Origin of the sequence: Streptomyces sp. NPDC102462, assembly GCF_044765425.1 — a bacterium.
Classification (GTDB): Bacteria; Actinomycetota; Actinomycetes; order Streptomycetales; family Streptomycetaceae; genus Streptomyces.
On sequence record NZ_JBIWKB010000007.1, the window covers coordinates 1 to 10,773 of the forward strand.

Annotated in this window: 12 protein-coding genes; 6 read left to right on the plus strand and 6 right to left on the minus strand. The window is 72.9% G+C overall.

Annotation, left to right across the window (positions count from 1 at the left end; translation table 11 throughout):
- Positions 1-119 precede the first annotated feature (119 nt).
- On the plus strand, positions 120-1,424 hold the full coding sequence (locus ACIRFL_RS08245; protein WP_404025319.1) for a hypothetical protein: 1,305 nt from the start codon (positions 120-122) through the stop codon (positions 1,422-1,424).
- A gap of 20 nt (positions 1,425-1,444) precedes the next feature.
- On the opposite strand, the gene ACIRFL_RS08250 is transcribed toward ACIRFL_RS08245, so the two are convergent.
- Positions 1,445-2,035: a malonic semialdehyde reductase gene (locus ACIRFL_RS08250; protein ID WP_404025321.1), complete on the minus strand. Its 591-nt coding sequence runs from the start codon at positions 2,033-2,035 to the stop codon at positions 1,445-1,447.
- Positions 2,036-3,067: 1,032 nt separating this feature from the next.
- On the opposite strand from ACIRFL_RS08250, the gene ACIRFL_RS08255 reads away from it, so the two are divergent.
- A complete protein-coding gene (locus ACIRFL_RS08255; protein WP_404025323.1) occupies positions 3,068-3,370 on the plus strand; it encodes a hypothetical protein in 303 nt (100 codons plus the stop codon).
- A gap of 423 nt (positions 3,371-3,793) precedes the next feature.
- Here ACIRFL_RS08255 and ACIRFL_RS08260 read toward each other — a convergent pair whose 3' ends face one another.
- Entirely contained in the window at positions 3,794-4,663 is an 870-nt protein-coding gene (locus ACIRFL_RS08260; RefSeq protein WP_404025324.1) for a 3-hydroxybutyryl-CoA dehydrogenase, read from the minus strand.
- Positions 4,664-4,838: 175 nt separating this feature from the next.
- On the opposite strand from ACIRFL_RS08260, the gene ACIRFL_RS08265 reads away from it, so the two are divergent.
- Complete coding sequence (locus ACIRFL_RS08265) at positions 4,839-6,182, plus strand: glycoside hydrolase family 10 protein (protein WP_404025327.1); 1,344 nt, start codon at positions 4,839-4,841, stop codon at positions 6,180-6,182.
- Here ACIRFL_RS08265 and ACIRFL_RS08270 read toward each other — a convergent pair whose 3' ends face one another.
- Both ACIRFL_RS08270 and ACIRFL_RS08275 read right to left on the minus strand, forming a co-directional pair.
- A complete protein-coding gene (locus tag ACIRFL_RS08270) occupies positions 6,183-6,386 on the minus strand; it encodes a DUF1918 domain-containing protein (RefSeq protein WP_404025330.1) in 204 nt (67 codons plus the stop codon).
- A gap of 12 nt (positions 6,387-6,398) precedes the next feature.
- Positions 6,399-7,349: a DMT family transporter gene (locus ACIRFL_RS08275; RefSeq protein ID WP_404025333.1), complete on the minus strand. Its 951-nt coding sequence runs from the start codon at positions 7,347-7,349 to the stop codon at positions 6,399-6,401.
- Here ACIRFL_RS08275 and ACIRFL_RS08280 point away from each other — a divergent pair.
- From ACIRFL_RS08280 to ACIRFL_RS08290, 3 genes are all read left to right on the plus strand, one after another.
- Complete coding sequence (locus tag ACIRFL_RS08280; RefSeq protein ID WP_404025335.1) at positions 7,348-8,781, plus strand: PLP-dependent aminotransferase family protein; 1,434 nt, start codon at positions 7,348-7,350, stop codon at positions 8,779-8,781. The two genes, ACIRFL_RS08275 and ACIRFL_RS08280, sit on opposite strands and share 2 nt — an antisense overlap.
- Before the next feature lie 71 nt (positions 8,782-8,852).
- Entirely contained in the window at positions 8,853-9,290 is a 438-nt protein-coding gene (locus ACIRFL_RS08285) for a GNAT family N-acetyltransferase (RefSeq protein ID WP_404025337.1), read from the plus strand.
- A 73-nt stretch (positions 9,291-9,363) separates the two neighbouring features.
- Complete coding sequence (locus ACIRFL_RS08290; protein ID WP_404025339.1) at positions 9,364-9,957, plus strand: histidine phosphatase family protein; 594 nt, start codon at positions 9,364-9,366, stop codon at positions 9,955-9,957.
- Here the strand turns inward: ACIRFL_RS08290 and ACIRFL_RS08295 are convergent.
- Both ACIRFL_RS08295 and ACIRFL_RS08300 read right to left on the minus strand, forming a co-directional pair.
- Positions 9,939-10,379 carry a DUF6314 family protein gene (locus ACIRFL_RS08295; RefSeq protein WP_404025341.1) on the minus strand — a complete coding sequence of 147 codons (441 nt, stop codon included), beginning with the start codon at positions 10,377-10,379 and terminating at the stop codon, positions 9,939-9,941. The two genes, ACIRFL_RS08290 and ACIRFL_RS08295, sit on opposite strands and share 19 nt — an antisense overlap.
- Positions 10,376-10,627 (minus strand): hypothetical protein, encoded by a 252-nt coding sequence (locus ACIRFL_RS08300; RefSeq protein ID WP_404025342.1) that lies wholly within the window; start codon positions 10,625-10,627, stop codon positions 10,376-10,378. The genes ACIRFL_RS08295 and ACIRFL_RS08300 overlap by 4 nt, the downstream gene beginning before the upstream one ends.
- Between the last annotated feature and the right edge of the window lie 146 nt (positions 10,628-10,773).

Sequence of the window (10,773 nt, forward strand, 5' to 3'; positions counted from 1 at the left end):
CTGTGGTGTGGGGTGTGGCGCGGTGGCGCGGGCCGCGGGGGGCGGCGGGCGGCCTCCCCCCCTCGCCCGGGGCCCCCGCCGCCGGGGGCCGCCCCCCCCCCCCCGCCCCCCACGGCACCATGGCCCGGCTGGTGCGCCGCTTCGCGGAACGCCTGGCAGACCGGGACCGGAGACGGGCGACCGCCCTCGTGCGCTCGATCGCGGATCCCGGGGAGCGAGCCATCGGTTACGCGGACCTGCACCTGGCCGCGCACGGCCCGATCAGCTCCTCTCGTCATGGACACGAGGCGGACGCGTTCTCCAGGGAGGTCGATCGCGCCCTCGCCGACCTGCCGCGCTGTCGGTGGACGGCCGGCGGTGCTCTTGAGCGCACGGCCGGGGACGACCCCGGCTTCCAGCTGCGGGCCGGCGGCCGGGAGCAGGCGGAGGACGAGGCGTTGGCCTACGCGCGCCCCGACCACCGGGTCCGCTTCGAGCTGGCGGTGCGCGCCCTCGGCTGCCGGGAAGACGACATGCGGGCGATCCAGGGGCAGCGCTGTCTGGCCCACGCGCACCGGGAGTCCTTCCTCGCGTGGGCGTCCGCGGTGCATGTCACCCTGGCGATCGACAACGGGCGGCGCGACGAGGTGTTCGGGCCGATCCACTGGGAGAACCTCACGGCCGACATCGACCAGAGCAGCGTGCCGGCCAGGGTCGCGGCGGCAGCGGCAGCGTACGAGGAGTTCCGCCTCGCCCGGGAGGTGCCGGGGCACGGCGTGCGCGCGTCGCGCGTACGGATCGAGGATCCCGTCTACGCCGCCGCCGTCGACCTGGTGACACCCGCCCCCGGATCCCCTCTGAGCCCCGCGTTCGCACGACGGCTGAAGGAGATGCTCGACGCGGGTCCGCTGCCCGCGGTGGCCCAACTGCTCGCCTTCGCCGTCGACGTCAGGCCGGAGAACCGGGACACTCTGCGGGAACTGGCCGCAGAGGTCGTCGTGCGGGCCAAGCCCGGTTCCGCGACCGGCGCGGACGCCCTGTCCGTGCTCGCGGTCTCGCCCGTCCTCGGTGACCTGGTGGATCCCGTCGCCCTCCTGCGCGACGCCGCCCGCACCTCCTTCGGGTGGCAGCACGGGGCATCCCATCTCAGCGATGTCAGGACCCGCCTGTTTCCCGTCCTGCTGCGCAGCGCTCCGACGGTAGCCCTGCAGCAGTTCTACGAAGCCGCCTCAAGGGACTGGTCCTTGGCCATGTCGCTGCTGGAACACGAGCCGGATGCCCTGCGCGACGCACTGGGTGACGACGCGGTCGCCGTGCTCGGCTCGGCCGTCACCCGGGGGCTCGCCTGCACCTCGCCCGAGAACACGGCACCCGAGGTCGTGGACGGCGTCCGGCTCGCGCGCCTCGTCGCCACCGGCTCCGCCCGGAACGGGCAGCCGTCATGACCCGTCCCGCCGGTATCTGCTCAGACGGTCGTGACGACGTCGTCGTACGCCAGGCGCGGGCCGCGCGGGAACCAGGCGTCCGGGCCCGGCTTGCCGATGTTGACCACCATCAGCGGGGTGTGGTCGTCGTCCAGGAACTCCTTCTGGACGCCCGCGAAGTCGAGACCGGTCATCGGGCCCGCGGCGAGCCCGGCGGCACGGACGCCGATGATGAAGTAGGCGGCCTGGAGGGCGGCGTTCAGCGCGGCGTTCTTCTCCCGCACCGAGCGGTCGCCGGCGAAGATGTCCTTGGCCTGCGGGAAGTGTGGGAAGAGCCGCGGCAGCTCCTCGTGGAACTCGTTGTCCGCGGCGAGGATCGCGACCAGCGGTGCCGCCACGGTCTTCTTCTTGTTGCCCTCGGCCATGTGCTGCACCAGGCGCTCACGGGCCTCGGGAGAGCGGACCAGGACGATGCGCAGCGGCGACTGGTTCATGGAGGTGGGGCCGAACTTGACCAGGTCGTAGATGGCCTGGACCTGCTCGTCCGTCACCGGCTCGTCGGTGAACGCGTTGGCGGTGCGGGCCTCGCGGAACAGCAGGTCCTGAGTGGCGGAGTCGAGAACGAGAGACATGGTTGAACTTCCTGGAGGTCGCATCCCGGTCGAATCCGGACCGTGGTCCGGATAGCCTGACGACACGAAGATAGGCGATGGACGCTTCAAGGTTCAACAAAAACCGGACCGCAGTGATCCGCCTCACGTTCGCAGTCGCCTTTGCCCCCCAGAAGAGGATCTGTGCCTCGCCGCAGGTCTCAGCTGCTCGGATCGGCGTCCGGCCGGGGCCTGGTGCCGCCCGCAGGCCAGGGGCGGGCGGCGTCTCAGGACGCCAGCGCGAGGGCAAGGCGATCGAAGCCCTGACCTGACCCTGAACGCACGAAAGCGGCCCCGCCCCTGCCGAAGCAGGAGCGGGGCCGCGATGGTCAGCGGAGCAGGTACTGGGCGAGCACACCGCTGGCCGTGCCGACGGCTCACTTGCCGCTACGCCGCCACCCCAAACCATTCGACCGGCTTGAGGAGCTTGGATCCGTACTGTGTGCAGTATGCGTACGATGTGCGGCCAGAGGCCGTCCGCGCGCCTTCGGCCACACTCCCGTTGACGCAGAGCGCGTAACCCCGGAAGTACCCGCCGGTGCAGGTGATCCCGGCGGTGTTGTCGTCACTCCACGAGAGTCGGCAGCTGAGCGCCGCGGGGGAGGCTGATGCTGCGGATGCGCTCGTCGTCGCGGTGACGAGACCGCCTCCAGCTATGGCGACTACGGCAGCCGCACTGGCCAGTGCACGTTTCACAACTTCTCCCTCGACTAGTTCGGCGGCGGGCCTGGTTCATTCGCCGCCAGCGACCTGATGGGAGAATGCGCGGTCGACCTTGCCTCAACCTTGGGACAAGCTTGAACTGTGCAGGCGGGATGCCGTTGACCGGCGAGGCTCCCGTTGGAAAACGCGGCGTCAGCCAGGCTCTTGGCGACGTACGAGCCCTCGTAGTGCGAGCAGCCGGGCGACGGCGGGATGGATCTCTGCGGGCATGGATGCCTCCAAGGAGATGACGAAGACCCCGGCCTGACGGCGCGAGGCGGACGAGAGAGGGGGTGCCATATCCTCCGGGTTATGGCGAACTGGCAGCGCTCACTGGCTGATGCGTTCTGGTCGGTGGACCGTGCCCTGGGCGGGCAGCGGCGTCCGACGAGGACCAACAAGTGGGCTGCCCGGCACCCGGTCGTCGCCGGCTTGCTCGGGGCTGTGCCCTTCACGCTCTTCTTGCTGGTCGTGTCCGATGAGGAGGACCCGTACAACCCGGCGATCGCGGTGTTGGGAGGGCTGGCCATCGGATTCGTGTTCTTCCTGACGGCTCTCGCAGAGCGAGCGCGCCAGCGTCGGCTCAGGCGGCTGGGGATCTGGAACGGATCCTGAACAGGTCAGCCGAGCAGCACGGGCAGCACGGTGTCGGCCATGTGCTGGAACCCGGCGTCGGACAGGTGTACTCCGTCGATGCCGGCCGCGCCCGGCGTGGTGCAACTGCCCCGAGGCCGGCCACCGGCCGGATGGTCTTCGAGTGCTCGATGTACCGGCCGTTGGTGCCTTCGTAGAAGTAGATGGCCAGGTCGGCCGGGAAGGAAGCGTCGCCGTTCCACACCGCGTTGAGGGCGGACGCGGCCCCGTTGGTGTAGCGCGCGCTGGTGGCCCCGGCCGGTGCGACGTTGTGGAGGTGCAGGGCGCGACGTGACGTGATCTTGCGCCGCCCCCCCCAGAACCCAAGAACTGCCTGAGTCTCGCGGCGGTCAACGAGGGCCGCTGCCGGGACGAGCGGTGACGGCCCTCGTGTGTGCGGGCGGGTCAGCCGTAGGTGTAGAAGCCCGAGCCGGACTTGCGGCCGAGGCGGCCCGCTTCGACCATGCGCTGGAGCAGCGGGGGAGCGGCGTACAGGGGTTCCTTGTACTCCTGGTACATCGAGTCGGCGATGGAGACGATGGTGTCAAGGCCGATCAGATCGGACAGCTTCAGCGGGCCCATCGGGTGGGCGCAGCCAAGCTCCATGCCGTTGTCGATGTCCTCGCGGCCCGCGATGCCGGACTCGAACATCCGGATCGCGGACAGCAGATACGGCACGAGCAGCGCGTTGACCACGAAGCCGGACCGGTCCTGGGCGCGGATGGCGTGCTTGCCCAGCACCTTCTCGGCGAACAGCTGAGCACGGCTGAGCGTGCCCTCGGAGGTGGTGAGCGCCGGGACCAGCTCGACGAGCTGCTGCACCGGGGCCGGGTTGAAGAAGTGGATGCCGACGACCTGGTCGGGGCGGCCCGTGGCGACGGCCAGCTTCACCAGCGGGATGGAGGAGGTGTTGGAGGCGAGGATCGCGTCCGGCCGGGTCACCACCTGGTCGAGCACCTGGAAGATCTCCGTCTTGACCTGCTCGTTCTCGACGACGGCCTCGATGACCAGGTCGCGGTCCGCGAACTCGCCGAGGTCGGTGGTGAAGCCGAGGCGTGCCTGCGCAGCGTCCCGTTCCGCCTCACTGATCTTGCCGCGCTCGGCAGCCTTGGCCAGGGAGTTGAACAGCCGGGTGCGGCCGAACTCCAGGGCCTCGCCGGTGGTCTCCGCGACCTTGACCTCCAGACCGGCGCGGGCGCAGACTTCGGCGATGCCCGCCCCCATCTGACCGCAGCCGACCACCCCGACACGTGCGATATCCGAGCTGCCCGTCACATCGTCCCCTTCGCTGATCCACGGTCGGCGCGGCGCCTCCGGATCGCGCGCCTGCTCCGATCGTGCACGTTACTCCCAAGTATCGATGATCGATCGCGCGGGGCGGGGCATCCTGGGCCCCGGGACGATCCGTGACGGGCCACGGCATGGATCCGCGGTGTATGGGGGTGCGCAGATGAGGCCGGTCTCACGCCGGGCGTTCGCGGTGGCGCTGTCGACGCTGGTGACGGCACCGGGCGCCGCGGCGGCACCCGGTGGCGCGCCAGCGGCAAGTGGTGGTGCGCCCGCGGCAAGTGGTGCATCCGCGGCTGGTGGTGCGTCCGCGCCGGGTGGTGCGTCCACCGCGGGCGGTGCGCCGGCGCCGGGCGGCGCGGCGGCACCGCGACGGGCCTCCACCGAGATGCGGGGCATGTGGCTGGCGACGGTCGACAACCACGACTGGCCCTCGCGTCCGGGCCTGACCGCCGCCGCACAGCGCACGGAGCTGATCGCCCACCTCGACCGGGCCGTCCGCGACCGCCTCAACACGGTCATCCTCCAGGTCAGGCCGACCGCGGACGCGCTGTGGCCCTCGCCCCACGAGCCGTGGTCCGCGTATCTCACCGGCACCCAGGGCGGCTCCCCGGGCTGGGATCCACTGGGCACGGCCGTCACCGAGGCGCACGCCCGCGGGCTGCAGCTGCACGCCTGGTTCAACCCGTACCGGATCGCGCTGCACGCCGACCCCGCCCGGCTGGCCGCCTCCCACCCGGCCCGCAGGCACCCGGACTGGGTGGTGCGCCACGGCGGCAGGCTGTACTACAACCCGGGCCTGCCGCAGGTCCGCGCCTTCGTGCAGGGCGCGATGCTGGACGCGGTGGCGAGGTACCCCGTGGACGCCGTCCACTTCGACGACTACTTCTACCCCTACCCGGTCGCCGGGCAGAGCTTTGACGACGACGCCGCGTACGCCGCGTACGGCGGCGGCTTCACCGACCGGGCGGCCTGGCGCCGCGACAACATCGACAAGCTGGTGCGGGAGACGGCCGCGCGGATCCGGCAGATCCGGCCCGGCACCCAGTTCGGGATCAGCCCGTTCGGAGTGTGGCGCAACGCGTCCAGCGACAGCCGCGGCTCGGACACCCGGGCGGGCGTGCAGACGTACGACGACCTGCACGCGGACACCCGCACCTGGGTCGGACAGGGCTGGATCGACTACATCGTCCCGCAGCTGTACTGGAACATCGGCTTCGCCGCCGCCGACTACGAACGGCTCGTGCGCTGGTGGGCCGAGGTCGCCGAGGGCAGCCGGACCCGCCTGTACATCGGCGAGGCCCTGTACAAGGCGGGGGCCGCCGGGCAGCCCGCCGAGTGGCAGGACCCGGCCGAGCTGTCCCGGCACCTCACCCTCGCCGCCGGGCACGCACAGGTGCGCGGGCATGTCTTCTTCTCCGCCCGGGACCTGGCGCGGGATCCGATCGGGGCGATGGCGCGGGTCGTCGCCGACCACTACCGGCGGCCGGCGTATCCCCCGCGCTGACTACTGGGCCTGGGGTTCCTGGTGACGGTGACGGATCTCGCAGTCGGGGCCGGGAGCCATCACGGCTTCGTGGCCGTCAGGGAAGCGCACGCGGTAGGGCGGGTTGCCCTCGGTGCCCATCACTTCGACGACCTCCGAGACCTGGTCGTGCTGGCCGACCACCCTGCCGTGCTGGACAAGCTGGTCGCCCACGGTTGCACGCATCTGCGGGCCTCCTCACGAACGTGATCGTTGGGTGACGGCGATGCACACGAGCACCGCGGCGGCGGTCAGCGGGGCAGCCGCCGTGAGGTGCTCGCCCAGCAGCAGCACCGACCACACCAGTGTGAGCAGCGGCTGGGCCAACTGCAACTGGCTGGCCTTGGGGATGCCGATGGCCGCCATGCCCCGGTACCAGACGACCAGGCCGAGGAACTGCGAGCCCACCGCGACCCACAGCAGCCCGGCCACACCGTGCCCGGTCAGCCGCACGGGCTCGTACGACAGTGCCAGCGCGGCGGCCGGCACCGTCAGCGGCAGGCACAGCAGCAGGGCCCAGCCGATGACCTGCCAGCCCGGCATGACCCGGGCCAGCCGGCCGCCCTCGGTGTAGCCGGCCGCGCACACCAGCAGGGCCGCGAACAGATAGCCGTCGGCGGCCGTGAGCGATCCGCCGCTCTGCTGCACGGTGAAGCCGAGCACCGCCGCCGCGCCCGCCAGCGCCGCCGCCCAGAAGGCGCGCGAGGGGCGGGCGCCCATGCGCAGGGCCGACAGCAGCGCGGTGGTCAGCGGCAACAGGCCGACGACGACGGCGGCGTGCGCGGTGGTGGACGTCTTGAGGGCGAGCGTGGTCAGCATCGGGAAGCCGAGCACCACCCCGGCGCCGACCACGGCGAGGCCCGGCAACTGCCGGGCCTCGGGCAGCTCAAGCCGCCATCGCATCCGCCCGCGCTCCCGGGACGCGCCCACCGCGCACAGACAGCAGCCCGCGATCACCGCGGCCAGCACGCTGCGGACGGCCACCAGCGACCAGGGCCCGAAGCCCTCCAGCCCCCATGCGGTGGCCGGGAAGGTGAGCGAGAAGGCGACGACGCCGAGGGCGGCCTGGAGGGTGCCGAGGCCGACGCCCTCGCGGGGACCGGGGACCGCTATCCGGCTGGCGTTAGTAGCGCTACTCTTCACTCTCATGCATGAGCGTAGCAGCGTCGGTGAACTGGCGGAACGGCTGCGACAGGAGATGGACCGCTACCCACTGGGTGGAAAGCTCCCGTCGAGCAGGTCCCTCGTCGAGCGGTTCCGGGTGAGTCCGGTGACGGTCTCCCGGGCCCTGGCGCAGCTGTCCGCCGAGGGGCTGGTGGTGACCCGCCCCGGCGCCGGGGCGTTCCGGGCGCGGCCCCGCACCACGGCCGCACGCGACGGCGACACCTCCTGGCAGGAGGTCGCGCTGAGCGCCGACGGCGCCGCCGACCTCGTACCGCGCACCGTCGACGCCTCCGGGGTCACGGTCTGCCTCGCCGCGCCGCCGCCCGGCGTGCTGGAGTTCAACGGCGGCTATCTGCATCCCTCGCTGCAGCCCGAGCGGGCCATGGCGGCGGCCCTCGCCCGCGCCGGGCGGCGGCCCGGCGCCTGGGGGCGCCCGCCCCTGGAGGGCCTGCCCGAACTGCGGGAGTGGTTCGCGCGCGGCATCGGCGGCGGCGTCACGGCCGCCGAGGTGCTGGTCGCGGCGGGCGGGCAGACCGCGCTGGCCACCGCGCTGCGGGCGCTCGCCCCGCCGGGCGCGCCGGTGCTCGTCGAGTCCCCGACCTACCCGGGCATGCTGGCGCTCGCCCGCGCGGCCGGGCTGCGCCCGGTGCCCGTGCCGGTGGACCCGGACGGGGTACGGCCGCGGCTGCTCGCCGACGCGTTCCGGGCGAGCGGCGCCCGGGTCTTCGTCTGCCAGCCCCTGTTCCAGAACCCGACCGGCGCCGTCCTCGCCCCCGACCGGCGGGCCGAGGTGCTGCGGATCGCCCGGGAGGCCGGCGCCTTCGTGGTCGAGGACGACTTCGTACGGCGGCTGGTGCACACCGACGCGGGGCCGCTGCCGCGACCGCTGGCCGCGGACGACGTGGACGGCGTCGTCGTACACGTCGGCTCGCTGACCAAGGCGACCTCGCCCAGTCTCCGGGTGGGCGCCCTGGCCGCGCGGGGGCCGGTGCTGGAACGGCTGCGCGCCATCCAGGTCGTCGACACGTTCTTCGTGCCCCGGCCGCTCCAGGAGGCCGCGCTCGAACTGGTCGGCTCGCCCGCCTGGCCGCGCCATCTGCGCGCCCTGTCAGCCGAGTTGACAGCCCGCCGTACCGCCATGACGACGGGCCTGCGGCAGCGGCTGCCCGAACTCGCCCTGCCGCACGTCCCGTCCGGCGGCTACCACCTCTGGCTCCGGCTGCCCGACGGCACCGACGAGGCCGCCCTGACCGCCGCGGCGCTCCGCGCGGGCGTCGCCCTCACCCCCGGCCGCCCCTACTTCAGCGCCGAACCCCCCGCGCCGCACGTCCGGTTGAGCTTCGCCGCGGTCTCCGGGACCGCCGACATCAGCGAGGGCCTGCGCCGACTGCGCACGGCCTGCGACGAGATCCTCTGAACGGGGCGAGCGACAACCGCCGCGGTCAGAAATTGATCGACGTGCGCCCGAGAGGCTGGCAGCATCGCCGCATGAGCGACGCATTCGGACTGCCCGAGGGATACGAGTTCTCCGCCGACAGCGAGCGCATCGACGTCGAGCGCGTGCACGGATGGCTGTCGACCGACGCCTACTGGGCGAAGGGACGCCCCCGCGACAAGCAGGAGACCGCGGTCGCCTCCTCGCTCAACTTCGGGGTGTACGACACGGCGTCGGGGGAGCAGGTGGCGTACGCGCGTGTGGTGACCGACCGGGCGCTGTTCGCCTGGCTCGCCGACGTCTACGTCGTGCCGGCAACGCGCGGCAAGGGCATCGGCACGGCGCTGGTCGGGGCCGTGGTCGAGCACCTTCGGCCGTTCGGCCTGCGCCGCCTCCTGCTGGCCACCGACGACGCGCACGGCGTCTACGCGAAGCACGGCTTCACCCCGCTGCACCGGCCGGACCAGTGGATGGTGCACGTCTTCGAGTAATCTCCCGGGACCCCTCGGTATCTCCCCGGCGGTCCCCCTTGACCTGGGTACCCGGGCGGCACACCATCACCGCATGCCACTTCGGGTGACGTTCGTCGCCGCCGCGCGCAGCTCACCGCTGCTCGCCGAACGCTTCCAGGACGACCGGCCGCTGGACCAGGCGGGCTGGGACGAGGTCCTGCGGGTCGCGGGGGAGCTGCGGCCGCTGGCGGCGGCCGACCTGCGCTACTGCTCGCCGACTCCCCGCAGCCGGGCGACCGGTGACGCCCTCGGGTATGCGCCGTTGGTGCAACTCGCCCTGCGTGACTGCGACATGGGACGCTGGCGTGGGCTCACGCTGGGCGAGGCGATGGCCCGGGAGCCGGAGTCGGTGGACGCCTGGCTCGCCGACCCGCGCTCCACCCCGCACGGCGGTGAGTCGCTGATGGTCTTCATCTCCCGGGTCGGCGGCTGGCTGGACACCCGCCCCGCCGACGACGGCGGCCGTATCGTCGCCGTGGCCGAGCCGTCGGTGATCCGCGCGGCCCTCGTCTACGTGCTGAAGGCGCCCCCCGCGACGTACTGGAACATCGACGTCCGTCCGCTGTCCGCGGCCACGGTCACTGGCCGGGCGGGCCGCTGGAACCTGCGTGTCGACGGCGCGCCGGCTCAGTCCGCGCGCTCGTAGTCGGTGACGAGGAGGAGGTCCTTCGCGGGGCCGCCCACCTGCCACACCGTCCGCCAGTGGTCCGCGTCCTGGACGGTGAACTCGCCCCGGTAGAGGTCCGCCGCGCACGGGTGGTCGGCGACATGGCGGCCCGTGGTGAGGTCCAGGTCGTGGAAGGGCCGCCCGTCGGCGAAGCGGACGTCCGCCGTGCCCGCGACGGCGCCCGGCAGAAAGCGCAGGGTCCGCTCGGCGGGCCGCGGCACCCCACGCCAGGTGAACGTGCCGGACTCCTCGTGCAGCAGCCCGCCGCCGGGCAGCGGGCTGAAGACGGTGCCGCCCGTGAACCGGCCCTCGTCACCGCTCGCCAGATCCCGCACGGCGCGCTCGACGCGCCAGCGCCCGGCCAGATAAGCGAACACATCCGGCACGCCCCACATGTTCATGCCTTCCCCGTCCCGGGTCGCGGGCCGTCCGGGGAGCCGGTGGGCGCCTTGCGCCGCGCCTGGGCCCGGACCTCGTAGTGCGCGGCATGGCTCGTGGCGCGGAAGGCCTCCTCGTACGCGGCCAGGGCGGCGCCGATCCCCGCGCCGGCCGCGCCACGGCGCCGGATCAGCCGAGCCAGCCAGGTGAAGAACCCCAGGACGACGACGAGGCCCCCCGCCAGGGCCGGGTACGGCAGCAGCGCATCCATGACACCGACCCTACGTCCCCACCCACACCCAAGCCCCCACCGGCGCGATCAACCACGACGGCGCAGCAGCCGACGGCCGACAGGTGCCCCCGCTGGGGGCGCGCGGAACTGCGCGATCAGCCACGACGGCGCAGCAGTCACCGGCC